At 35.0% G+C, this 25,631-nt stretch carries 23 protein-coding genes and 1 tRNA gene; 13 read left to right on the top strand and 11 right to left on the bottom strand.

The features are described from left to right. Nucleotides 1–345: 345 nt before the first annotated feature. The 7 genes from ACO05K_RS19035 to ACO05K_RS19005 all read left to right on the top strand — a co-directional run bounded on the left by ACO05K_RS19035 (nt 346) and on the right by ACO05K_RS19005 (nt 11,268). Nucleotides 346–1,047 carry a DUF4397 domain-containing protein gene (locus tag ACO05K_RS19035; protein ID WP_421945985.1) on the top strand — a complete coding sequence of 234 codons (702 nt, stop codon included), beginning with the start codon at nt 346–348 and terminating at the stop codon, nt 1,045–1,047. Between the two features lie 243 nt (nt 1,048–1,290). Beyond that, on the top strand, nt 1,291–3,678 hold the full coding sequence (locus ACO05K_RS19030) for a TonB-dependent siderophore receptor (protein WP_421945984.1): 2,388 nt from the start codon (nt 1,291–1,293) through the stop codon (nt 3,676–3,678). Between the two features lie 9 nt (nt 3,679–3,687). Further along, entirely contained in the window at nt 3,688–4,845 is a 1,158-nt protein-coding gene (locus ACO05K_RS19025; protein ID WP_421945983.1) for a PepSY-associated TM helix domain-containing protein, read from the top strand. Nucleotides 4,846–4,871: 26 nt separating this feature from the next. After that, entirely contained in the window at nt 4,872–5,789 is a 918-nt protein-coding gene (locus ACO05K_RS19020) for a DUF6607 family protein (RefSeq protein WP_421945982.1), read from the top strand. A gap of 88 nt (nt 5,790–5,877) precedes the next feature. Further along, complete coding sequence (locus tag ACO05K_RS19015) at nt 5,878–7,032, top strand: M28 family metallopeptidase (protein ID WP_421945981.1); 1,155 nt, start codon at nt 5,878–5,880, stop codon at nt 7,030–7,032. A 129-nt stretch (nt 7,033–7,161) separates the two neighbouring features. Next, a complete protein-coding gene (locus ACO05K_RS19010; protein WP_421945980.1) occupies nt 7,162–8,232 on the top strand; it encodes a DUF5694 domain-containing protein in 1,071 nt (356 codons plus the stop codon). A 255-nt stretch (nt 8,233–8,487) separates the two neighbouring features. Beyond that, on the top strand, nt 8,488–11,268 hold the full coding sequence (locus tag ACO05K_RS19005; RefSeq protein ID WP_421945979.1) for an outer membrane beta-barrel protein: 2,781 nt from the start codon (nt 8,488–8,490) through the stop codon (nt 11,266–11,268). Nucleotides 11,269–11,419: 151 nt separating this feature from the next. Here ACO05K_RS19005 and ACO05K_RS19000 read toward each other — a convergent pair whose 3' ends face one another. The 3 genes from ACO05K_RS19000 to ACO05K_RS18990 form a co-directional block, all read right to left on the bottom strand. Beyond that, nucleotides 11,420–12,106 (bottom strand): class I SAM-dependent methyltransferase, encoded by a 687-nt coding sequence (locus tag ACO05K_RS19000; protein WP_421945978.1) that lies wholly within the window; start codon nt 12,104–12,106, stop codon nt 11,420–11,422. Between the two features lie 102 nt (nt 12,107–12,208). After that, entirely contained in the window at nt 12,209–13,609 is a 1,401-nt protein-coding gene (locus ACO05K_RS18995) for an MBL fold metallo-hydrolase RNA specificity domain-containing protein (RefSeq protein WP_421945977.1), read from the bottom strand. Between the two features lie 65 nt (nt 13,610–13,674). Next, nucleotides 13,675–13,902, bottom strand: coding sequence for a YtxH domain-containing protein (locus ACO05K_RS18990; protein ID WP_421945976.1), 228 nt, complete (start codon nt 13,900–13,902; stop codon nt 13,675–13,677). 79 nt (nt 13,903–13,981) lie between these two features. Between ACO05K_RS18990 and ACO05K_RS18985 the strand changes: the two genes are divergently transcribed. After that, nucleotides 13,982–14,614 carry an HAD family hydrolase gene (locus ACO05K_RS18985; RefSeq protein ID WP_421945975.1) on the top strand — a complete coding sequence of 211 codons (633 nt, stop codon included), beginning with the start codon at nt 13,982–13,984 and terminating at the stop codon, nt 14,612–14,614. 38 nt (nt 14,615–14,652) lie between these two features. Here the strand turns inward: ACO05K_RS18985 and ACO05K_RS18980 are convergent, their stop codons facing one another. Further along, nucleotides 14,653–16,260, bottom strand: coding sequence for a DUF6600 domain-containing protein (locus tag ACO05K_RS18980; RefSeq protein ID WP_421945974.1), 1,608 nt, complete (start codon nt 16,258–16,260; stop codon nt 14,653–14,655). Nucleotides 16,261–16,537: 277 nt separating this feature from the next. Here ACO05K_RS18980 and ACO05K_RS18975 point away from each other — a divergent pair, with 277 nt between their 5' ends. Then, nucleotides 16,538–17,239: an SAM-dependent methyltransferase gene (locus ACO05K_RS18975; protein WP_421945973.1), complete on the top strand. Its 702-nt coding sequence runs from the start codon at nt 16,538–16,540 to the stop codon at nt 17,237–17,239. Between the two features lie 28 nt (nt 17,240–17,267). On the opposite strand, the gene nadD is transcribed toward ACO05K_RS18975, so the two are convergent. The 3 genes from nadD to ACO05K_RS18960 form a co-directional block, all read right to left on the bottom strand. Beyond that, on the bottom strand, nt 17,268–17,840 hold the full coding sequence (nadD, locus tag ACO05K_RS18970; RefSeq protein ID WP_421945972.1) for a nicotinate (nicotinamide) nucleotide adenylyltransferase: 573 nt from the start codon (nt 17,838–17,840) through the stop codon (nt 17,268–17,270). A 33-nt stretch (nt 17,841–17,873) separates the two neighbouring features. Then, complete coding sequence (gene gmk / locus ACO05K_RS18965; RefSeq protein ID WP_421945971.1) at nt 17,874–18,440, bottom strand: guanylate kinase; 567 nt, start codon at nt 18,438–18,440, stop codon at nt 17,874–17,876. Nucleotides 18,441–18,502: 62 nt separating this feature from the next. Beyond that, a complete protein-coding gene (locus ACO05K_RS18960; RefSeq protein WP_421946311.1) occupies nt 18,503–19,366 on the bottom strand; it encodes a YicC/YloC family endoribonuclease in 864 nt (287 codons plus the stop codon). A gap of 177 nt (nt 19,367–19,543) precedes the next feature. Between ACO05K_RS18960 and ACO05K_RS18955 the strand changes: the two genes are divergently transcribed. Continuing rightward, a complete protein-coding gene (locus ACO05K_RS18955) occupies nt 19,544–20,260 on the top strand; it encodes a hypothetical protein (protein ID WP_421945970.1) in 717 nt (238 codons plus the stop codon). A 20-nt stretch (nt 20,261–20,280) separates the two neighbouring features. On the opposite strand, the gene ACO05K_RS18950 is transcribed toward ACO05K_RS18955, so the two are convergent. The 4 genes from ACO05K_RS18950 to ACO05K_RS18935 all read right to left on the bottom strand — a co-directional run bounded on the left by ACO05K_RS18950 (nt 20,281) and on the right by ACO05K_RS18935 (nt 23,280). After that, nucleotides 20,281–20,874 carry a hypothetical protein gene (locus ACO05K_RS18950; RefSeq protein ID WP_421945969.1) on the bottom strand — a complete coding sequence of 198 codons (594 nt, stop codon included), beginning with the start codon at nt 20,872–20,874 and terminating at the stop codon, nt 20,281–20,283. 71 nt (nt 20,875–20,945) lie between these two features. Then, a complete protein-coding gene (gene rnc, locus ACO05K_RS18945) occupies nt 20,946–21,674 on the bottom strand; it encodes a ribonuclease III (RefSeq protein ID WP_421945968.1) in 729 nt (242 codons plus the stop codon). A 94-nt stretch (nt 21,675–21,768) separates the two neighbouring features. Next, a complete protein-coding gene (gene fabF / locus ACO05K_RS18940) occupies nt 21,769–23,022 on the bottom strand; it encodes a beta-ketoacyl-ACP synthase II (protein WP_421945967.1) in 1,254 nt (417 codons plus the stop codon). Nucleotides 23,023–23,043: 21 nt separating this feature from the next. Beyond that, nucleotides 23,044–23,280, bottom strand: a complete 237-nt coding sequence (locus ACO05K_RS18935; protein ID WP_008508386.1) for an acyl carrier protein — start codon at nt 23,278–23,280, stop codon at nt 23,044–23,046. A gap of 157 nt (nt 23,281–23,437) precedes the next feature. On the opposite strand from ACO05K_RS18935, the gene ACO05K_RS18930 reads away from it, so the two are divergent. From ACO05K_RS18930 to ACO05K_RS18920, 3 genes are all read left to right on the top strand, one after another. Continuing rightward, entirely contained in the window at nt 23,438–23,857 is a 420-nt protein-coding gene (locus ACO05K_RS18930) for an IPExxxVDY family protein (RefSeq protein ID WP_421945966.1), read from the top strand. 148 nt (nt 23,858–24,005) lie between these two features. Beyond that, complete coding sequence (gene pyk / locus ACO05K_RS18925; RefSeq protein WP_421945965.1) at nt 24,006–25,436, top strand: pyruvate kinase; 1,431 nt, start codon at nt 24,006–24,008, stop codon at nt 25,434–25,436. Between the two features lie 86 nt (nt 25,437–25,522). Continuing rightward, nucleotides 25,523–25,607, top strand: a tRNA-Ser gene (locus ACO05K_RS18920). The last annotated feature ends 24 nt before the right edge of the window (nt 25,608–25,631 follow it).

The following is a 25,631-nucleotide window of genomic DNA, read 5'->3' as shown; positions in this document are numbered from 1 at the left end:
AGATGTGCTGTGAAACTTGAAAGTTTATGTAAAAATTGTTTAATCATTCTTTGCGTATTAAAACGGCTTTAACTCTATTGAGGTGCAAAGGTTTAAATAAAAATCGAGTTACACAATATTATGTTGATTTTTTTATGTTTTAATAATGATTTATTAAACTAATCTGACTTAAAATCTAATCTCTAAAACCCCATCAACATGAAAATCCGAACCAAGGATAAACTTTAACATCTGCTTAACAAGATTTAACATTTGTAAACGGCATATAAACACAATATTTGCAAGTATGTAGCGAAAGCAACAATGGATTCGTTTCACTTTAAATTTTAAAACACAAAATTAATCATGAGAAACTTTACTTTAAAAAAAACAGGTTTTATATTATTAGCACTAGCGGTATTCTCTACAATATTAACTTCTTGCGGGAAAACAGAAGTTGCAGATACAACAATTTCTTATGTAAGAGTTGTTAATGGTTCTCCAAGTTTGGCCACTTATAATGTTTATCTATCAGGAAATATTATTAACTCTGCCGCTTTACCATTCCTAGGCGCAACTTCATACACTTCAAGAAGTTCGGGCGCCTACAATTTAAAGTTTACAAGTGCAAGTAGTACAGAAACCTTATTTACAAAGGATATAAGCTTAAACCCTAGTACAAATTACTCCTATTATCTGGTAAACAAACCTGGCCAGCTAGATGGCTTTTTAATTGGCGATGATGTATCAGTTTCTGCAGCTGATAAAGCATACATTCGCTTTGTAAATTTATCTCCAGATGCTCCTGCTTTAGATTTAGCAAAATCAGGCGCAACTACATCTTTAATAACTAATAAGGCTTATAAAACAGCAAGTGCATACATCACAATTGATGCGGGAACAATTTCTTTAGATGTAAAAGATACCTCAACAGGTACAGTTAGAACAACTAAAGCCGACGCAACTTTCGCAGCTGGATATCATTACGATATTATTTGTGGTGGATTAGTAAGTCCTGCAAATGATACAGAAAGAGCACTTACATTGCAGGTATTAACGATAAAATAAACATCCTGAACCCAAAAAATAACATCCATTAAGGGTTATTCTAAAATAGAATAGCCCTTTTTTTATGGATTCAAGAAAATTGAAATGTTAAATTTATTTTAGAAAAAGTGCTCTAATTTATTGCAATTAAGCTTATTGTATTTTTAACACGCCACGCTTATTTAGAATTAATCAAAATAATTTGGATAATAAACATTTCTGCCGTTATTTTGCATCTGTTTAGAATTAATCCAAATAAATACAATGAAAAGACTAATACCCTTTCTTTTAACAGTTCTCATAACACTTTTTACATTCACATCATTTGCACAACAGTTCGGGACTATTAAAGGAACCATAAAAACCAAAAACGGCAAGCCTGGTGCATATATTTCTGTTGGCTTAAAAGGAAGTGGAAACGGTACAATTACTGATGATAATGGAAAATACACCATTAATCGCGTAAAACCTGGCACTTATACTTTAAAGGCATCAGCAGTTGGTATCACAACCGAAGAAAAAAGCATAACCATTATTGCTGCCGATAATAAAGTAGTTGATTTCACTTTACAGGAAACAGATCAGGCTTTAGAGGATGTTATCATCGCCGGAAAGAAAAACAAATATAAAATTAGCCTTCCATCGGCTTCTTTGAGGTTAAACGAGCCTTTACTTGAGGCGCCACAGAACATTCAAACCGTGAGCGATCAGGTTATTAAAGACCAACAAATCATAAGCATGAGCGATGGTTTGATTAGAAACGTGAGTGGCGCAGTGCGTTTAGAACACTGGGGAGACATGTACACAAACATTACAATGCGTGGTTCTCAAATTCAGGCAATGCGTAATGGTTTTAATGTAGTTTCATCATTCTGGGGGCCACTTACCGAAGATATGAGCTTTGTAGATCATATTGAGTTTGTTAAAGGCCCGGCTGGTTTTATGTTGGGTAACGGCGACCCAAGTGGAATGTACAACGTAGTAACTAAAAAACCTACAGGCTTCAATCGTGGTGAAGTTTCCTTCACTTTAGGAAGTTATGATCTATACAGAACATCTATCGATTTAGACCGTAAGTTAACAAGCGATGGTAAATTATTGTTCAGGTTAAATGGTGCTGCACAAACCAAAGGTTCATTCAGACCATACGAGCAGAACGACAGATACAGCATTTCTCCTGTTTTAAGTTATCAGATTACCGATAAAACGAAAATCACTGCGGAATATACATTCCAAAATGCAAAAATGACTGAGGTTGGTTCTTATTACATTTTCTCACCAAATGGTTATGCTGCATACCCAAGAGAGTTAACAATGACTCAGCCTGGTGTTCCGCCAACACGGATTAACGACCAAAGTTTATTTTTAAACTTACAACACAATTTTGATGAGAACTGGAAATTAACGGCACAAGCAGCATATTTCAAATATGACCAAATGGGTTACAGTTCATGGCCTTCGGCAGTAAATGCGAATAGCACAGTTATCAGAAACGTTGCAATTTGGGATGCAGAAAGCAGCATGAAGTTAGCGCAGTTATTCATCAACGGACAAGTTAAAACCGGAGGAATTAATCACCGTATTTTGGCTGGTTTTGATGGCGGAAAGAAAAATTATTTAGCAGATTGGGGTCAGTCTCATGATTTGGATTTAGCTTCTTCTCCATTTGATTTGAATAATCCGAATTATGGTTTCCCTGCAAATGGTTATCCAAACTTTAACCGCACAACCTCTTTAGAACAAAGAGCAATTAGTGCAGGCGGTTTAATGGATTCTAAATATTTAAGTGGCTACATTCAGGATGAATTGGGTTTCTGGGAAAACAGAATCCGTTTAACATTGGCTGGTCGTTATACTTATGTAAGTCAGGCAGCTTGGGGTGGTGCACCAGATAAAGCTAAAAAAGTTACGCCAAGAGTTGGTTTAAGTGTATCGCTTGATAAAAACACAGCAATTTACGCAGTTTACGATGAAGCGTTTACACCACAAAGTGGTTTACTTCGTAATGGTGGAAAAGTACAGCCAATTACCGGAACAAATAACGAAATCGGTATTAAAAAAGATTGGTTTGATGGTAAATGGAACACCACTTTATCAGCGTATAGAATACTTAAACAAAATGAGTTAACAGCCGACCCAACCAACACACCTGGGACTAATTTCAGTGTTGTTTTAGGAGAAAAAAGAGCACAAGGAATTGAGTTTGATTTAAGAGGTAAAATTACCGATGGATTAACTTTAATAGCAAACTATGCTTATACCGATGCTAAAGTAACAGAAGTTACGCCTGGTGTTACAGGCATTAATGTTGGAGATGTTATTCCTGGTTTTGCAAAACACGTATCGAATGCTTGGTTAACTTACACTTTACAAGAAGGCGCTTTAAAAGGTTCAGGAATTTCTGCTGGCTTTACATATTTAGCCGATAGAGCAACTGATACCTGGAGTGTTGGTCTGCAAAAGTTACCAAACTACTTTAAATTGGATGGTGGTTTATTTTATGAGCGTCCGAAATTTAAAATTACGGGTAATGCCTTTAACATCCTTAATAAATACTTATTCAGTGGTTCTTACTACCAATGGTTAAATGCTTACTACTATCAGGCAGAAGCCCCAAGAAATTACAGAATTAGCGTTGCTTATAAATTTTAATTAACATCAATGTTTGTAAAGAAAAAGAAAAAAACTTTAAAATATTGGATTGGACAAATTCACTTATGGCTCGGGTTAATTTCCGGGCTATTTGTATGTTTTTTGGGTATCACAGGTTGTATTTTAGCTTTTGAAAAAGAGATTGAAAACGTAACACAACCCTATAGAAAACTGGAAATTCAAAACAAAGCTTTATTATCACCTACGCAGCTAAAAAATATTGCTGATAAGGCACTTCCAAATAAACATGCCCATAGTGTTACTTACCAGCCTGGCAAAGCAACACAAGTTGTTTACTATAATTTCGACCCAGAGTATTATTACATTGTTTTTGTAAATCAATACACTGGCGAAGTGCTGAAAGTTAAAAACATGAGTGATGATTTCTTTAGAATAGTTATCATGGGGCATTACTACCTATGGCTTCCTCCAGAAATTGGCCAGCCAATATTAACAAGCGCTACATTAATTTTTGTCCTTCTTTTGATTTCGGGATTAGTATTATGGTGGCCAAAAACAAAAGCCGCATCAAAACAACGTTTTTCAATAAAATGGAATGCAAAGTGGAAGAGGCTGAATTACGATTTTCATAACATTCTGGGTTTCTATATGACTTGGGTAGCAATATTTATTGCTTTAACAGGAATGGTAATGGGTTTTCAATGGTTTGCTAAATCAGTGTACTTTACAACATCAGGTGGAAAATCTTTAACACAATTTACTGAAACTTTTTCTGATACTACATCAAATACAAACTTGAAAATTAACGCATCAGCCGCTGATAAAATTTGGCAATCCTACTTAAAAAGCGATCCAGACTTTGAAGGTAGCATTGATGTTCACGTTCCGGAAAATGAAAAAGCCTCAATAGAAATTGCTAAAAACCCAGATCCTGAAACTTACTGGAAAGCTGATTACAGATATTATGACCAGCATACGCTGAAAGAACTGGAAGTTAAACATGTTTTCGGAAAAATTAAAAATGCGACAGTTGCCGATAAAATTTACCGGATGAATTACGATATCCATGTTGGAGCAATACTTGGCTTACCCGGAAAAATTTTAGCCTTTTTCGCCAGTTTAATTGCTGCGAGTTTACCAATTACCGGCTTCATCATTTGGTTGGGTAGAAAGAAAAAGAAGAAAAACCCCGCAGTTGCGATTTAATAAACACAATCATAATTAAACATAAAATGAAAATTTTAAACTTAATTTTAGTACTCGCAGGAATCTCAATTGCAAGTGCTAACGCTCAAGACAAATTAGAGCAAGACCGAAAAGCCATTAAATCATTGGCTGGCTTTTATAAAGTAAATTTCAACTATGGCGAAGTAACTTCTCCTGATGCAAATTATCAGTTCAGCAAACCTTACAGAAGCCACGGAAACGAATGGGCTGAAATTATTATAGATGAGCCAAAGAGAATTGTAATTCAACACATGTTGGCAATTAACGATTCTACAGTTATTAAACACTGGCGCCAGGATTGGACTTATGAAGACACCAACATTATGCTTTACACTCAAGATAATGCCTGGAAAAAAGGAAATTTAACCGCTGCTGATGTAAAAGGAAAGTGGACTCAAAAAGTATATCAGGTTGATGATAGTCCGCGTTACCAGGGAATTGGAACATGGAGCCATATTGGCGGACACGATGCGTGGTCTAGCGAAACAGACTCTCCACTTCCAAGAAGAGAATCTACAGTGCGTAAAGATTATAATGTTTTAAATCGCGGCAGCAGAATTACCATTACAAAAGATGGTTGGATGTTCGAACAAGACAATAAAAAAATTGTACGTTCTCCACAAGGTGATAAATTAATTGCAGTAGAGAAAGGTTATGAAGAATTTACCAAGATTGACCCTAAAACTTTTGATTATGCACAAAAATGGTGGGCAAGCCAGCAAACCTATTGGGCAGATGTACGTAGCTCATGGGCGGATATTATCGGCTCAAACGACACATTTAAGGTAAAAACAATGGCTAATGGCAAACTGCTTTACGAAACACTTTTTAACCTTGGCGACCAATCTATTAAAGAAAAATGGACCGCAGCACAGAATAAAGAAAAAGTAAAAACTGCTTTGCAACCTTACTTAGCTAAATAATACGCAAAGAATCACATCCCTTGAAACCGTTTAATGTAAATTTAAACGGCTTTTATTTTGAGTTTGATTTCATTCGCTAAATTAGCTTATGCAAATTTTATCCTTTAAGAAAATACTTCTGCCATTGCTTCTATTTATTTCGATAAATAGTTTCGCTCAAGATTCAACCTATACTAGAAATATCGTTAAAACTTTAACATCAAAAACATTTTGGGGCAGAGGTTACACAAAAGATGGAATGGCAAAAGCAGCAGATTTCCTATCATCCGAATACAAAAAGATTGGTTTATCCTCACTTAGTGAAAACTACAAGCAAGATTTTACTTTTGCGGTTAATACTTTCCCCGGCAAAATGCTGGTTGAGATTAATGGTAAGAAACTTACTCCAGGAAAAGATTTCATTATTAATAATGAAAGTCCATCGATAAATAAAAAAACCAATCTACAAAGAATAGATAGTACGAAATTTCAAGCTTTGCCCAACTTAGAAGTTTTATTAAAAGATAAATTAACATGGTCGGTTGCTTCTGAGATTTCTACCCAAACCAGCATACAGATTAATAAAAACAATTTTAAAGAAACGCCGAAAACTATTCGAATTGATATCGAAAATAAGTTTATCTCTGATTTCAAGGCTTCAAATGTAGTTGGAATTGTAAAGGGCACAAAATACCCAGATTCAGTTTTAATGATAACCGCACATTACGACCACTTGGGCGGAATGGGTGCAAAAACTTACTTTCCAGGCGCAAATGATAATGCTGCAGGTGTAGCAACTTTATTAAGTCTTGCGAAGTATTATACTGCAAATCCACAACCTTATTCAGTTGCCTTTGTATGTTTTGCTGCTGAAGAAGCCGGTTTACTTGGGTCTAAACATTTTGTAGAAAATCCTTTGATTCCACTAAAAAACATTAAGTTTTTGATTAACCTGGATTTAGTAGGAACAGGCGAAAACGGAATGACTGTTGTTAATGCAAGCGTGTACCCGAAAGCTTTTACTTTACTAAATGAGATTAATAACGAACAAAAGTTAATTTCAAAAATTAATTCGAGAGGAAAAGCAGCAAACAGCGACCATTATTTCTTTACTGAAAGTGGTGTTCCGGCTTTCTTTTTTTACACTCAAGGTGGGCCAAGCGCCTACCACGATATATTTGATGTAGAAAAAAACCTACCACTTACCGAATACAATGATTTATTTAAGCTGATAATAAACTTTAATAGAAGATTGATGGAGTAACGTCAAACGTCTTCTTTCATAATATCAATAATAGCTTTGGGATAAAATTTCGGGCAGTTCGGATAATTAAATATCCCTACTTGTATCTTCTGCACATCTTTGAATCAACAAATCAAAACAAGATTCCTTATGAAAAAGATACACAAAGCAGGCCTTGCATTATTAATCTTAATTGGCCTGGCCATAACTTCAAAAGCCCAAATAGAAATTGTTATTGTTGGCTCAAGTCATAACAATTCAAAATCAACGCAGAACTTTCAGGCAGTTATCGAAAAACTGAAAAATTTTAAGCCTGATATGGTTTTTGGAGAATACATCCCGGCAGGAGATTATGCAAAACTGGATGATAGCAATTGGGCTAAAAAAGGTTTTAAAACGAAAGTGAATTACATTGAAAAACTAAATCCAGAAACTGCTAAAAATTCATCATCCTTAATTAAGAAAAATCAAAAAGCGCTTTCATCATTTCCAAATTACCATAAAACAAGAATGGATTTAGCCGTTGAATATGCTAAAACCTGGGATAGAGGAAATTTTGATTATCAGGTTTACGTTTTGGATAATTATATGAAACCTAACTTCGGAAAGGAAGAAAAGGCAGCGTACGATAAAATGTTTGGCGGCACAGATTCTTTGAAAAAGTTAAATATTCTTCGCCCTGGAAGCGAGTACAACAAAATTTTCTTCCCTTTAATTTACCAGTTAGGTCAAAACCAAATTTACAATATGGATTGCCAAACCTATGACGAACCTTGGAGTGTTGCGTGGGGCAAAACAGATTCGATTTTTAAAATTTTATCTGCCAAAGCAAAAGCCGATGCGCTTTCACCAGAAGCCAAGACTATAAAGGCAATTGAAGAATATTCTAGCTATGCTGATGAAGAAGAAAAGAAATTTAAAGATGATGAATATGCAGGTATGAATACAGATAAATATGCTGAGCTTAATGATGCATGGAATTTTTATGGAGGCAAAAAATTCTTTGGCTATGCTGGTTTCCCAACCGAAACCGTTAAAGAAATGATTGCACAATGGACATTGAGAAATGAAGGAATGTGCAAAAACGTAATCGACCAGGCAAAAGCTAAAAAAGCTAAAAGAGTTGTAGTAGGCGTTGGTGCAGCGCACCGCAAGATAATGGAAGAAATTTTAGCTAAAAATAAAGATGTTAAAATTATAAGTTATAACGAATTGAAGTAATATTACATCCAATAAAACCTTAATCCTTCTTCATTTTATTGAAGAAGGATTTTTTATTTCAACCTATTTTTTAATTTTTCTACTTTTCATTTTAAATGCTCATTCCTTCGAACTATCTTTACCTAAAAGTTTAGTTATATTAAATTATGTGCAACATATTAACAAAAATTGCGTCTGTAAATTAATTAGGCTACCCTATTTAGCACTAAACAAAATTAAACGGACCAAAAAACAAAGCAGTTCAACCAACAGAACATGAAGAAACTCTTACTCTCAGTACTTCTTTTATTAATTTCTTGTGTATTATTTGCTCAGAAAAACGGCAGTATTTCAGGTATTTTAGCCGATAGTGCTAACCATAAAACAACGTTGAATTACTCAACAGTTTCAGTTTATAAGGTTGGCGATAGTGTATTAATCACTTATAAATTATCTGATGATAAAGGTATTTTTAAGATCAATAACCTTCAAGTTGGCATAAAATATCGTTTGGTTGTTACAGCCTGGCAATATGCAACTTATCGCAAAGAAGTTGAAGTAACAGCAGAAAACCCAAACATCAACTTGGGTTCGATATATCTTTCTACTAAAGCAAATGATTTAAACGAAGTAAACATCGTAGCCGAACGACCACCTGTTATCGTTCGTAAAGATACAATTGAGTTTAATGCAGAATCATTTAAAACTTTACCATCGGCAGTTGTTGAGGATTTATTGAAAAAACTACCCGGTGTAGCAATTGCAGCTGATGGTTCGATACAGGTTAACGGCAAAACTGTTAGCAAAATTTTGGTAGATGGAAAAGAGTTTTTTGGAGGAGATCAGCAAATCGCCACGAAGAATTTACCTGCTAATATTATTGATAAGATACAAGTTATGGACGATAAGGAAGCAAAGAGAGCCGACCCTGATTTACTAGCCGTTAATACACCTCAGGTAATTAACCTGAAGCTTAAGAAAGCCATAAAACAAGGTGCTTTTGGAAAAATTTATGGTGGTGGTGGAGTCCCTAACGGTCGTTTTGAGGCTGGTGGAATCATGAATTTCTTTAGAGATACTACACAGGTAAGTATTTTAGGTTACGGGAACAATGTAAACAAGCCTGGATTTTCAATTAGTGATGTAATGAGAATTGGAGGAATGCAACGTTCTGGGATAAACTCTATGATGGTTAACAGTGATGGCGGTTATGCACTTAATGGTGTAAGTTTTGGTGGTGCGGCAAGTGGTATACAAAAATCGGTAGGGGCAGGTGCAAATTTTAATACGTTAACAAAAAAAGGCGCAAAAATTAATTTAAAGTACTTTTTCGGCTTAAGTGATCAGGAGAATATTACATTGATAGATTCAAGACAGAGTCTTGGAACAGGTGATTTGCTTTCAACTACAAACCAGAATCAACTGAATAAAACATATAATCATAATATCAGTGGTCGTGGCGAATTTAAAATCGACAGTTTGAATCAAGTAACAATTTCTCCATCTGTTACCATAAACAATATCAGAAACACTGGTTTGCTACTTACAAGAACCAGAAATATTAATGAAGTTGAACTTAATAACGGCTATAATGAATCGCGAACTGTTGGTGATAATATTGATTATCAACTTTCGACAAATTATTGGAAAGATTTTAGGAAAAGCAAAGGCAGTTTAAACACAACTTTAAACTTAACCAAAAAGAACAATTTTATCGACTATTATAACAATACAATTAGTAATTTTTATAATCCAAATTCTACACAGATACTAGATCAGCTGAGGGATAACAACATCAAAAATCAAGGTGCTTATTTAAGTTTAAACTTCAACAGAACGCTATCAAAAAAACTAAGCCTAACCCTTGCCACAAATTCAAATTACTTGGATAATGAAAATGCTTTAGCAACTTTTTATAAAGACCCAACAAATCAGGCCTATGACATTGCTGTACCAACACTTTCTCAAACCGTAAATCAAGAAGGTTATAAAACAAACAATCGTACATCCTTAAGGTGGAAAGCAACAAAGTTTCTAACTATACAACCAGGATTGGTCTTTAATACAATAAACCTAAAAAATAGCTTTACAAGTTATCCTTCATTTAGTCAGAATTTTACATTTTTAGCACCATCAGCAATAATCCGTTATAAGGATTTCAGTATCGATTATACTCCAAGTTTTCGAGAACCTGATGTAAATTACATTCAGCCTGTGGCCAATAATACCAATCCACTCTATGTTCAAAATGGAAATCCGAATTTAGTGCCAACAAAAACACATCAGGTTTACCTAAATCTTTATAAATATGATGTAAAAAACACCTTAAATTACAATGCATACGGAAGTGCGAGTATTGATAATGATGCAGTAGTAATGGCTAGAACAATTGCAGCAAATGGATTACAAACATCAATACCAATCAATGTTGATGGAATTATAAGGTTAAATGCAGGCTTAAATTTCAGTAAGGATATTAAAAAGGACAAAAGACAAATTACATTGGGTACAGGTTTTTATACAAACTTTACCCGCAATCTAGTTCAAGTGAATAATATTCGCAGTTACGCAAAAATTTTAAGTCTTAATCCGCGTGTAAGTGGCAAAATTAACCTTAATGATAAAATTGAAATATCAACCAGCTACAACTTAGGCATAAATAACAGCAGATACGATGACAGCTATTTCACCAACATTAATTATTTTACCCATTTAAGCGATAGCGAACTTATTATACGCTTACCAAAAAAGCTTGTATGGGAAACCACTTATCGTATAAACTACAACACACAAACAGTTGCGGGATTTAACAATAAAATTCAAATATGGAATGCCGGTTTAACATACCTGTTCTTAAAAAATGATAGGGCTCAAATTAAATTTTCTGTTAATGATATCCTTAACACAAATACAAGAAGGTATGTGACTATTACAGATAATTCTATACGGGATTCGCGATACAATAACTTAGGCAGATATTCAATGTTAACTTTTACCTATAATATTCAAAACTTTGGTGGAAAGGTTGGCGGAAAAGATACTTTCTTTAGATTCTAAAAACGTATAGATATTCTGCCATTTCGAATGCAGCCCGGAAATCTTTGAACCTGAAAATCCAAAGGTTCAAAGATTTTTCTACGCTCTAAATAACTCATAGCGCTATAGTCTTAATAAAAATAGCCGTTAAAAAAGCTTTGTAACTTTAAAATTATTGCGCTAAAGTTAATTTAACTAAATATTGGTCTTCATCATCATCAAAAACAATTTCGCTAACCCAACCGGTTTCTTTTGAGATTTCGGCTATGGTTTGTTGGTCGATATATAACCAATTAAACCAGTTTCCTTTCTCACCTTTATATTCATATTGATAAGAAACCTCTCCGTAATATTGGTTTTGAGGTTTAGGCAAATCTTCATATAAATAAGCAATATCCGATGTATCAAAAAGAACTTGTCCATCGGGATTTATCAGAGATTTTAGTTTAATTAAAAAATCTTTAAAGCCAGGCAAAGTTCTGGTTAAACCTATTCCATTCATTAGCATTAAAATGGTATCGAACTTTTCTGTGTAGTTAAAAATATCATGATGAAGCGCTTTTTTAACACCTCTATCATTCATAATTTTAACTGCTGCTTCTGAAATATCTATTGCGGTTACATCAACATTAAAGGCTTGCAGTACCAAAGCGTGACTACCAACTCCCGCTCCAATATCCAATACTTTACCCGTACACATCTGTAAGGCTTGTAATTCGAGTACAGGCATGTCTTCGTCATCTCTGAAGAAAAAATCAACAGGCATTTCTTCCGGCTCATCGTAAGAATTGTGCAGCCAGAGCGTGTCGGCTTCGCCGGTTTTATAAAAATCTGTTAAAGCTTTTCCAAAAACGTCCATTCGGCAAAGATAACGAGGAAAGCTGAAAGACTAAAGCATAAAAAAAGAAGCAATTTGTAAGTTGCTTCTTTTTTGGTGATGAAAAACTATCTTAAAATAAATCTATTCCAATTCAAATTCCTGATGATACTCCGGAATGGCCACATGCTTAAATCCATGTTCTTTTAACCTCGTTGCAAAATTTTGTTGCACATCATATTCTCCATGAACAAGAAACATTTGTTTAACTTTTTCTGGCTCCTGACCAGATAAAAACTGTAGTAAATCTTCGTAATCTCCATGGGCACTCATCGATTTAATCGATTTTACTTCTGCTTTAACATCGTACTCATCATTAAAAATTTCTACAACTTTTTGTCCGGCAATTAAGCGGCCCCCTAACGATGATGGCTCACAATAACCAACCATTAGAATTGTATTTTTAGAGTTGCTGATGTTATTTCTGATGTGGTGCTTTACACGTCCAGCTTCTGCCATTCCTGATGAAGAAATAATTACACACGGTCGTGGATCAGCATTTAAAGCCTTTGATTCTTCTACACTTTCGATAAAACGCAAACCTTTAAAGGCAAAAATATCATGGTCGATTTTTAAAATCTCTTTAACTCCGTTATTGTAAACTTCAGGATGATTTTTTAAAATTTCAGTGGCTTTTGATGATAAAGGACTATCAACATAATACTGAACATCGGGCAGTTTATGCTTTAATTCCATACTGTTTAAAGCATATAAAAGTTCTTGTGTACGCCCAACGCTAAACGCAGGAATAATAACTTTGCCTTTTTTCACCTTACAAGTATTGTTTATTACCTCGTAAAGCATATCTTCAATAGGCTCTAAATCTTTGTGCAAAGAATCGCCATAGGTAGATTCCATTAAAATATAATCAGCTTGGCTAAACTGTTGCGGACTTTTCAGCAATAAATCGCCATATCTTCCAACATCACCACTAAATGTAATTCTTGTTGATTTACCATCTTCGGTTATGGTTAAATGAACGGCGGCACTTCCTAAAATGTGACCAGCATCTGTAAATTTTAAACGAATATCAGGCTGTATTTCAAAATCCTCCTCATAATCCACAATTTTCATCAGCCCCACTGCTTTGGTCACATCTTCATCAGTGTAAAGTGGTTCTTCTTTTTCTTGTCCTGGCTTTAAATGGCGGTTAGAAAATTCCGCATCCTGCATCTGTATTTTTGCAGAATCCATCATTAAAATTCTTGCTAAATCCATAGTTGCGGCCGTGCAAAAGATTTTACCATCAAAGCCTTCGGCAACTAAACGTGGCAGTAATCCACAATGATCTATATGTGCGTGAGATAAAACCAGATAGGTTATTTTCTTTGGGTCGAAACCAAAAAAGCCATTTAGCTTATCAGTAACGTGTCCCATGCCTTGAAAAAGGCCACAATCTAATAATATTTGAGTGTTATTTTTGAGCGTAATAAGGTGTTTACTACCCGTAACTGTTCGGGCAGCACCATGAAAGGCAATTTTCATTTATCGATGGTTAGAAATTATAATTGAATAAAAATGCCGGAATTATCCGGCATCTCCAATTATTTTTAAGCTTTTATATCAGATATTTTATCTTTCACTTTATCGGCAACTCCGCTTGCTTTGCCAGCCAAATCAGCTAATTTTTCTTTTGAGGAGTCTAGCAAATCGCAGAACCAATCCGATACCTTATTTTTAACATCGTTATTAGAATCTGAAGATAATGCTAATGCAATTGTAGCACCTAGAGCTGCTCCGGCTAATACGCCTACTATAATTTTTGTTTCCTTTGTCATAATCTTAATTTTTAAATATTAAACATAAATTAGTGCTCGCTGTTTTTTATTTTTTTAATAACACAAAAACCAATCCATAATGAAAAATATATTTTTTATCGATTTAGACAACACCATTTATTTCACCAAAACTAATGAAGAACAATTAATGGGTGGACTTTATAATGTTTTAGAAAATGAAGATTTGGGAATTTCTGATGAAAAATATCAACTAGCAAAAGCAGAAATGCTTAGAACGCCTTTCCAAAAGGTTGCAACTAAATATGGCTTTAAACAATCGGCTATTGATAGTGCAATTAAATATCTTGTAACCGGAGAAGTAACCGCACCGTTAAATCCATCTGAAGATTACCATTACATTAAAAATTTAAAAGGCAGAAAATTTATTGTAACGGCAGGTTTTTTGAGAAAACAAACCACCAAAGTTAAAATGCTAGGCATTAGTGATGATTTTGAAGAGGTTTATGTTGTTGATGTTACAACCTCAAACCAAAATAAAAAGGATGCTTTTGAAGCGTTGATAAAAAAACACAATTTAAATTCCGAAGATATTTTAGTAATTGGCGATGATGCGGAATCTGAGATAAAATTCGGCTTGGAATTAGGACTATCTACTTTTCTTTTAGACCCTGAAAATATTCATCCCAACGCCAAAACTACTTTTAGAGGAAGTGATTTGAAAACACTACCCGAAGCCGCTGGTCAGGCATAAAAATTAAAAAAGTCCCGATTTTCATCGGGACTTTTATTTTAACCTCTGCCACCTCTTGTAGGGCGACCGCCTTCACTACTTCTTTCTCCACCACCTCTATTTTGTTGTTGCGGAGGTGCTTGTTGTCTAGTTTCAGGTCTTTCTATACGTTGTTGACGCTGCTGCTGCATTTGCTCATTTCTTTGTTGCTGCATTTGCTGCGAACGTTCTTGCTGTTGTTGGCGTTGTTGCTGCATCTGTTCACTACGTTGAGCTCTCTGCTGATCCATTTGCTGGCGTTGCTGTTCTGCTTGTTGAGAACGTTGCTGTTGCATTTGTTCGTTACGCTGTGCTCTTTGTTGTTCCATTTGAGCCGAACGCTGCTGTTGCATCTGTTCACTTCTTTGAGCCCTTTGCTGATCCACTTGCTGACGTTGCTGTTCAGCTTGTTGCGAACGCTGCTGCTGAATTTGTTCGCTACGCTGGGTATTTTGCTGTTCTCTGCTTACTCGCTCTTGCTGGCTACGTTGTTGCATTTGCTGAATACGTTCTTGATCACGGTTTCCCTGTTCTCTTGTACGTTCCATTGTCTGCCTGTTTCTTTGCTCAGCATCGCCTAAATTCTGGTTCGCTCTTTCGGTTCTTCCGTTTGCGTCACGATTATAAACATCAGGACGGTTATTAGGTTGATTATCTCTACGATTATCTACATTTCCGTTATCTCTTCTGTTTGGCTGCGTCATTCGGTTATCGTTTCGTTCTCCAGAGCGATTATCATTTCTGTTTCCATCTCTCTGGTCGCGGTTTGCATAACCAGTATCTCCCCTACCATTTCTGTTAAAACCGGCATTACCTTGCTCAAATTTTCTAGGTGCAGCACTTCTGTTATCAACTGAACCACGTTCTGGTCTTGGGCGATAGATTGAAACCGCTCTATCATTAATTCTTCCTGCACCAGGTCTGTTACTTTGTTCGAAACGATAAACCCTTACATCTCTGTTCGTTGCTCTTCTAATATCTTCCATTCTTGGACCACCATAATAACTTCTTCTGTTGTATACATAAGTGTTGTTTATGATGGTTGTATTGCGGATGTAAACATTATTTCTTCCGTAATCGTATCTCGGGAATCTATTGATGTAAATATTGGTTTGAGGAATAAAATTCCAGCAAAACTCTGGCACAACATAACGACGACCAAAACTTAAGCTAATACTAATTGCAGGTGCCATTGGTGCCCAACCGTAATATCCATCTCCACTTCTCCAATCAACCCAAGCTGGCCCCCAATTTGTGTCCGGTAACCAAATCCACTGTCTATAGTTGTTAATCACCCATCTTCCATAGTGAAATGGTGCCCAACCCCAATCGTAATTCGAAACCCAGGTATTACCATATTCAGTCATTACCCATCTACCATTTGTGTAATAAGGGCGAAATTCGTTCTGATCTACATCTGGGCGCCAAACATAACCATACTGCGGGTCTTGAATCCAGGTGCCATAAGGAGAAAGTTCATCGTAAAAAGTTTGCATAGAAACATTACCAGTATTATAACCGTCATTCTGGTAATTTTCTTCATAGCCCTGCGCCCTGACTAAGGTTGTGGTTCCGGCAAGGAGCGAAAAAAGCCCCAGCACAAGTGCCGTAGTTTTCAGTGTTTTCATTTGTGTGTTTATTTAATAACCTAATCTGTGTGTATCAATTAGAGAACCAATTTTATATTTGGTTTAATATGCATGCATAGTTTTATTAAATATTTGAAAATATTGCCATGCAGGGCATATTTAACTAATAATTAACGGTTTGAACTAATATTAATTGTGCGGTAAATGAGTCAATCAGGAATAAAATTTGCTACACCACTGTTTATAAAATAGAATATATTGCCATCTATATTAATTTTAGAACATATATTCTATTTATTGTAAGTATTTTTGTACCATGCAAAATGGCACTTTATACCTTATCCCTGTACCGCTGGCAGAAGAAGCAGCAGCTAAAACTTTCACACCATATTTGGTAGAAACGATTAATCAAATTGATACCTATATTGTTGAGAATAGCAAAACTGCGAGAAGATTTTTAAAGGAAGCAGGTTTAAAAACCCCTCAAAAAGATTTACTTGTACATGATTATGGCAAACATAACCGTAACGATTTAAATCAGTTTTTCCATGAGCTTAAAGCCGGAAAAGATGTGGGTTTAATGAGCGAGGCGGGTTGTCCGGGTATTGCAGACCCAGGCGCTGATATTGTTGCAGAAGCGCATAAAAGAGGTATTAAAGTAGTTCCTTTAGTTGGACCAAGTTCAATACTTTTAGCTTTAATGGCGTCTGGTTTTAACGGGCAAAGTTTTGCTTTCTGGGGATATTTACCGATTGATAAAGAACAGCGCACTAAAAGAATTAAAGATTTAGATTTATCGGCTAGCCGTTACAAGCAAACTCAAATTTTTATCGAAACGCCTTTTCGCAACAACCAAATGTTAGAAGAGGTATTAAAAAGCTGTAAACCTAATACTCAGCTTTGCATAGCCAGTAATTTAACTGCTGATGATGAATTTATAAAAACACAAAGCGTGTACAACTGGCGAAAAGAGCCGATAGATTTGCATAAAAAACCTACTATCTTTTTGTTGTACTAACAGAAGATATAGTTTATCTCTTTGAGAATTATTTGTACATTCCTTTTGCTTCGATAAAATCGATCACCTTATCAGGTAAAAAGAACTGTACGTTTTTATTTTCAGAAATTGCTTTTCTAATAAATGTAGATGAAATCTCCATCAAAGGAGTTTGGGTAAAAGTTATCGATGGATGATTTTCCCAATCACTCACATCTGCACCTGGGCGAGGATAAACATAAATCTCGTAGTTCTTTAACAAAACCTCATAATTTTTCCATTTTTTAAAGGATACCAAATTATCGGCACCCATAATTAAAACGAATTGATTATTAGGATAACGCTCATGTAAATGCGTTAATGTATCAATTGTGTATGATGGTTGTGGCAAGTTAAACTCAATATTGCTCACGCGAATATTTACAGCACTCTCGGTTGCTAAAGTAGCCATTTCCAATCTGTCGTACATATTGGCTAAGCCACTTTTCTCTTTTAATGGATTATGTGGAGATAGAACAAACCATACTTCATCTAAATTAGTATGGTTTGCCATGTAATTTGCTATAATTAAATGACCGGTGTGTATTGGATTGTAAGAACCAAAGAAAAGACCGATTTTCATTTTTTAGGCTTTGAGTTTATTTGAAACGTCAAACTATTTATTCAAAAAATCGCCAACCAGTTTTTCAGCCTCTGCGCAAGCGATTTCTAAATCGTAATTTTTTAAAATCACATCAAATTTATCTGCATAAAGCAATTCCTTTTCTGCTTTTATAAAACGTTCCTGAAGCTTTTCAGCGCTATCAGTTCCGCGGCCGCTTAAACGTTCTTTTAATACTTCTAATGATGGTGGCTGAACAAAAATGGCTAAAGCATCTTCTTCATATTTTCTTTTTAAACGAAGTCCGCCTTCTACATCAATATCAAAAATTACTTGCTTGCCATCGTTCCAAATGCGGTCAATTTCCGAACGTAAGGTTCCGTAAAAAGTTCCATTGTAAACTTCTTCAAACTCTACAAATTCCTGATGAGCAACTTTATGCAAAAACTCTTCTTTTGAAATGAAATAATAATCATTTTCATGCTGTTCCGCACCTCTTGATTCGCGGGTTGTAGCTGAAATGGAGAAACTCAGCTCAGGAAATTTTTTAAGTAAATGATGTACTATTGTGGTTTTACCTGCTCCCGATGGTGCTGAAAATATAATTAATTTGCCTTGCATACTTATGACTGAAGTTGTAAAGTTAGAAAGTTGAAACGTTGCAACATTTCAACTTTTAAACCCTACAATACATTTAATAATTGTTCTTTAATCTTTTCTAATTCCTCTTTCATGCCCACAACAAACTGCTGCATTTGCGCATCATTTGCTTTTGCACCCATTGTATTAATCTCACGACCAATTTCCTGAGAGATGAAGCCTAATTTTTTACCATTTGCCTCTTTGCTTCCTAAAGTTTGAAGAAAGTAATCACAGTGGCTTTTTAAACGAGTTTTTTCTTCAGTAATATCGATTTTATCGATGTAGTAAATTAACTCCTGCTCAAAGCGATTTTGGTCAATATTAATCTTCCCAACAGCCTCATCTAAAAATTGAGAAAATTTATCACGGATGGCCGTAATTCTTTTAGGCTCAAGTTCTTCAACCGATTTAAAATAAGAAAGAATATTTTTGATTCTTAACTCTAAATCTGCTTTTAAAACAGCGCCTTCATCTGTTCTAAACTTGTTGAAATTAACTAAGGCCTCACTAAAGATTTTATATAATTCATTCCACTCATCCTCACTAACACTTTCTTCCTTGTAGCTAATTACCTCAGGAAAGGTTAAAGCAGTTTGTAATAAGTTATTGCTATTTGCTTGTAACTCATTATTAACAGCCAATAATTGGTTATAGTAATGTGCAAGCAAGGCAGTATTGATATTTGCTCCGGTAACTTCACCTAAATTTCTATCAACAGTAATGCTTAAACTAACTTTTCCACGTTCGATATCTTTACTACAGATATTGCGTAGAATCAATTCTTTATCAGAAAAAGCTTTTGGATATTTTAAATTCAGCTCAAGAAATTTACTGTTGAGCGATTTGATTTCGACACTATACTTAGCATTTGCATAATCGGCTGTTGCCAGTCCGTATCCTGTCATGGATTTTATCATGCGCAAAGATAGAAAAATAAGTTTGGAGTTTTAATTTTCAGCCATTGAACTGTACTATAAGATGCTTCAATAAAACAACAATACAAACATTATTACCCTTATTAACGTTTTTTTAACAGTTTACTTAAGCAACAATTGTTAATTTTACAAGAAATATCGCACCGAATGAAACTCAACAAATACTTTTATCTCCTTTTACCTGCCATTATTTTCTGCTTAAATACATCACTAAAAGCTCAGGATTTTATTGTAAAAGGTGTTGTATTTGAAAAGGGAGCAAATGTTAGGGTTGCGCTTGCCAATATCACCAATTTACGCACCAAAATTGGTGTTACCAGTAATGATTTGGGCATGTTTCAAATTAAAGCAGCCGTTGGTGATACACTTCTAATCGGTAAAACTTATTTAAACGATCAACGAATAATCATTCACGGTCAACAAGATATTTTAATTTATTTGATAAGAGGAAGTACGGCTTTAAATGATGTAACCATTTACGGCAATACAAAAAAGCAAGACTTATCAGAAATTAAACAAGAATTCCAAAACAAGGGCGTTTATAATGGCGGAAAATCATCATTTCTTTCTGCTGTATTTCAACCACTAAATGCACTCTATAACTTATTTGGTAAAGAACCAAAAAATGCAAGACGGTTTGGCAGATATGCAGATAACGAGATAAAGCAATCGCAAATTGATGTTTATTTTAATCCATCAATTATTAAAAACAACACAGAATTAAGAGGTGATACTTTAGAAAAGTTTATGATTGATTATCGCCCGGAATTTCAAAAAGCACAATACTGGAACAGTTACGATTACATTAAATACATTAAAGAATCATCGAAGAAATTTACTGATACTTTAGGAAAAGGGAAATAGTAAACAATAAAGCAGTTACTCTATTTTTTCGAACCAGACTTTTCTACAAGCTTATTCTTAATCCACTCTGCTATGATTAGCGTTTTTCCAGCTACAAGCATAAAAACGTGAATAATCATTGAAAAAAATATATAACCTGCGAATTCAATTTGTCGCAACCATTTGAATTTAATGGTCGATTTTATTTCGAAGTGACTGTTCTTGACATCAACCAAGTTTAGGCTATCAATTTCAGCATCTTCCATAGAATTTGAAAGATAGTACAAATTTTTACTTCGGCACCCACTATAAAACGCGTCGATTACCCTTTTAGGCTTAAGAACAAAGCCTGTAGACAATGCAAAAAGATTCATTATGGATATTAATGGCTTTCTACAACTTCTCGAACCCAATTCCCAAGCACTAATTTCGCTTTCACCAACTCTATCAATTCCATATTCTGTCATAATATGATGAAGATCATGAAATTTCAGATACTTTTTTCTTGCCTTTATATTTGGAACAGGAGCTAAAATGCAACCAATATAAACTCTTACGCAATGCGATTCAAAATCTGCAGTAAGATTTAAATTATTAAACCGATAAAACCCTATGAGCGCTTGTTTGGTTGTCATTTAGTCGAACAATATTTAAAAAGCAATTGAACAGTTAACCAGTTAATCACTTCAAACAGTTAACCAAAACTCTAAATCGAAAGCGCCTCACAAGCTTTTTCCGCAGCAAGTTTTTCAGCGTTCTTCTTATTGTAATCCCTACCAGTTCCAACTTTTTCGCCTTCAACAACTGCACTAATTGTAAACAATTTATTGCTTTCACCTTCACCATTCTCAACCAGTTCGAACATAATATCCTTACCGTGTCTTTGGCACCATTCAATAAGTTTACTTTTGAAATTCGTTTCCGTTAACTCAAGTGTATGAATATCGATGTGAGGTTTTACAATCCTGCGAAGCAGAAATTCTTTAGTGAAATTGTAGCCCTTATCCATGTAAATTGCACCGATAATAGCTTCGAAAGCATCGCCTAACATAGAATTATGCTTGGTTTGAATACTAACAGAACGTTGATCAAATTGGATTAACTTATCAAAGCCCATCTTTTTCGCCAGCTGGTTTAGGTTAGCACGATTTACAATTTTAGAACGCATTTCGGTTAAAAAACCTTCTTCCTTATACGGGTAATGCTTAAAGAGCAGTTCGGCTATTACTGAGCCTAAAACTGCATCGCCTAAAAATTCTAATCTTTCGTTACTGCTTCTACTTCCGTTTTTTAAAACTTTAGCCACAGAACGATGCCTGAACGCCATTTTATAAAGCGCTACATTACCTGGTATAAACCCAAGAATATTCTTTAGCTTTTTAACAAATTCCCTTTCAGGAGAGATGTAAAGTTTATATAATTTTAATATCGGCATTAAATAAATAACACAATTAACGGCTAATCAGCATATTTAACTAAGTTATCTATTTTTAATTAGCATACAAAATTATATAGCAGGGCTGATGAAATTATTCCTCGTACTTTTTGAAAATTACTGAAGCATTGTGACCACCGAAACCAAAAGTATTACTTAACGCTGCTCTAACTGTTCTTTTTTGAGCTTTATTAAATGTAAAATTTAATTTCGGATCGAACTGCGGATCATCTGTAAAGTGATTAATTGTTGGAGGAACAATATCATTTTTTACAGCAAGAATTGCAGCAATTGATTCGATAGCGCCAGCAGCTCCAAGTAAATGCCCAGTCATTGATTTAGTAGAACTAATGTTTAACCTGTAAGCATCTTCACCAAATAAATCACCAATAGCCTTGGTTTCACTAATATCTCCAAGCGGAGTAGAAGTACCGTGAACGTTAATGTAATCAATATCTGCAGTTGTTAAACCTGCATCCTTCATCGCATTAGACATTACCATTTTGGCACCTAAACCTTCAGGGTGTGGAGCAGTAATGTGATTTGCATCAGCACTCATTCCACCACCTACAAGTTCTGCATAAATTTTTGCACCTCTTGCTTTAGCGTGTTCAAGTTCTTCCAAAATAATTGTTCCTGCGCCTTCACCGGCAACAAAACCATCACGATCTTTATCGAACGGACGTGAAGCGGTTTTAGGATCATCATTACGTGTAGATAATGCATGCATGGCGTTGAAACCACCCATTCCTGCTTCGTTAATAATTGCTTCAGAACCACCGCTAATAATCACATCGGCCATACCCAAACGGATATAGTTAAATGCATCAATCATTGCGTTTGTAGAAGAAGCACATGCCGAAACAGTTGCAAAATTTGGCCCACGTAAGCCATATTTGATAGAGATATGCCCTGGAGCAATATCTACAATCATTTTAGGGATAAAAAATGGATTGTATCTTGGCGTACCATCTCCTTTAGCGAAATTCGAAATTTCATCTAAAAAAGTTTTCAATCCACCGATGCCTGCGCCCCAAATAACACCAATACGGTTGGTATCCAATTTCTCGAAATCGAAACCTCCATCCTTAACGGCCTCTTCAGTTGCTACAAGGGCATACTGTACAAACGGATCTAGCTTGCGGGCTTCCTTTTTCTCCAAAAAATCTTCCGGATTAAAGTTTTTTACCTCGCATGCGAATTTGGTTTTAAACTTTTCAGTATCAAAACCCTTAATAGGAGCAGCGCCACTCACCCCGTTAGTCAATCCTTCCCAAAAATCGGGAACATTATTGCCTATAGGAGTGAGCGCACCCAACCCTGTTACTACTACTCTTTTTAATTCCATTTATACTGAAAAAGCGTAATTCTATTTAACGTTTTTTTCCAAATAAGCAATCGCTTGACCAACTGTACCGATGGTTTCAGCCTGATCATCAGGAATAGCTACATTGAATTCTTTTTCAAATTCCATAATTAACTCTACGGTATCTAAAGAATCTGCACCTAAATCGTTGGTGAATGAAGCCTCTGGCGTAACTTCGCTTTCGTCAACACCTAGTTTTTCTACGATAATAGCCTTAACTCTTGAAGCAATATCAGACATAATTTTATAATTTAATGGTTAAATAATTCTGTGCAAAGAAAAATAAATTCTTACAATTTTCAAATGTTTTTATTTCGAGACATAATTTTGGCTCTCAAATAACAAGCGAATATAGAATTAGTTTTTTAATTTCGTTCTGTAAATAATTTATTTCGTTTTGAACAAAACTTACCTAAAATTAACCTTAGACCTTGATTTCATACTAATTGCGATAACTGCACCACTAAAAGACTATGTATTATGCCACAAAATTAATACGCGTTTAAATACTCATTTTGAAAAAATAGATGACCACGAAATATTTTTTAACATTGACGAACCAGCGTGGTATTTCTCTAAATATTACTTTTTTGTTGAGCAAGGAGAGGTAGAATATTACTTAATTAGCAATAAAAGTAGTGATGGTGTGTTGGTTCCAGAAATGAATAATGTTGATTTTTTTATAATAATTAAGGAATTTATTGATAAGGAAGATTTGAATTATTTATTAACCGGATTAAATAAACTGCCTGATATTCAGGTAGCTGCAAAAATAGACCCAACTAAATTAAAATCGAAAGAGAATTTGGTAATATAAAAATTATATACTTGGTGTATTAATTACACTATATTTGAGGGTTATAATAAAACTGTACAAAACAAAATATATATAAAAATTAATGCGGTTTAGTTAATTTAGATAATTAATTAGAAACACAAACTGCATTGCTAAATCAAATAATTAAATGAAACCTTTTCATTCCAGAACAAAAATTGTAGCCACACTCGGCCCCGCTTCAGCTAAACCAGATGTATTATATAGCATGTTTAATGCAGGTTTGGATGTTTGTCGTTTAAATTTCTCACACGGTTCACAAGCAGATCACCAGGCGGTATTGGATACAATCCGCGATTTGAATAAAAAATACGATTACAATGTTGGAATTTTAGCCGATTTACAAGGCCCAAAAATCCGTATTGGTTTAGTTAAAGAAGGTGGAATAAACCTTATTAACGGAAAAACGACAATTATTACTACGCAGGAGTGTGTTGGTAACGAAGAACGCATTTACATTACTTATCAGAACTTCCCTCAGGATGTTCAGGCAGGAGAAATTATCCTTTTGGATGATGGAAAATTGCAAATGAAAGTTCTTTCTACAAATTTGAAAGATGAAGTAGTTTGTGAAATTGTTCACGGCGGTATTTTAACTTCTAGAAAAGGTGTAAACCTTCCAAATACAAAAGTTTCAATCCCATCTTTAACTCCAGAAGATAGAGAAAACCTTGAATTTGTTTTAGAGAATGATGTAGAGTGGATAGGTCTATCTTTCGTTCGTAAGGCTGAGGATATTATCGAGCTTAAAAAAATTATTGCAGAGCGTGGTAAAACTGCCCGTGTAATTGCAAAAATTGAGAAACCGGAAGCGATTGCAAATATTGATGAAATTATTGCAGTTACTGACGGTATTATGGTTGCCCGTGGAGATTTGGGTGTTGAATGTCCGATGGAAGAAGTGCCTTTGTTACAAAAAATGATTGTAGCAAAATGTAGAGCAGCTTCAAAACCAGTAATTGTGGCTACTCAAATGTTAGAAAGCATGATTACTACACCTCGCCCAACTCGTGCTGAGGTTAATGATGTGGCTAACTCTGTTTTAGATGGTGCTGATGCGGTAATGCTAAGTGGAGAAACTTCGGTAGGTGAATTCCCGCTGATTGTTATCGAAACGATGCAAAAAATCATTCAAAACATTGAAGAAAATAACTACCCATTCAATCCTGATAAGTTTTTAAAACCAAAATCTCCATCATTTTTAAGTGATGCGATTTGCGATTCAGCTTGTTTCTTAGCTAAACAAACTAACGCAGTTGGTATTGTTTCTATGACTTTAAGTGGTTATACAGCTTTTGAAATTTCTAGTCACCGTCCGGAAGCTTTAACTTTTATTTTTACAAGTAACCGTGCCTTATTAAACGCAGTGAGTTTATTATGGGGTGTAAGAGGTTTCTACTACGATAAGTGGGAAAGTACAGATAACACCATTATTGAGGTTAACGAATTCTTAAAAAGTAAAAAATTGGTTAAACAAGGTGATATTGTTATCAACACTGCAGCTATCCCTATGGAAGCAAAAGGCAAAACCAATATGTTAAAAATTACTGTTATTGATTAATTTCAACAACAAAGAAATATTAAATGCTTCCAATTAGCTTTGGAAGCATTTTTTTTGAATAAAAAATATACTTTTGCTTTCCATTCGGAGAGGTGTCAGAGTGGTCGATCGAGCACGCTTGGAAAGCGTGTGTACTGCAAGGTACCGCGGGTTCGAATCCCGCCCTCTCCGCTCCTAAAATTAAAAGTGCTCAGC

Source organism: Pedobacter sp., assembly GCF_965227205.1.
Lineage (GTDB): Bacteria > Bacteroidota > Bacteroidia > Sphingobacteriales > Sphingobacteriaceae > Pedobacter.
Note: the sequence above shows the minus strand (reverse complement) of the source record. Positions and strands in the feature narration are given on the sequence as shown.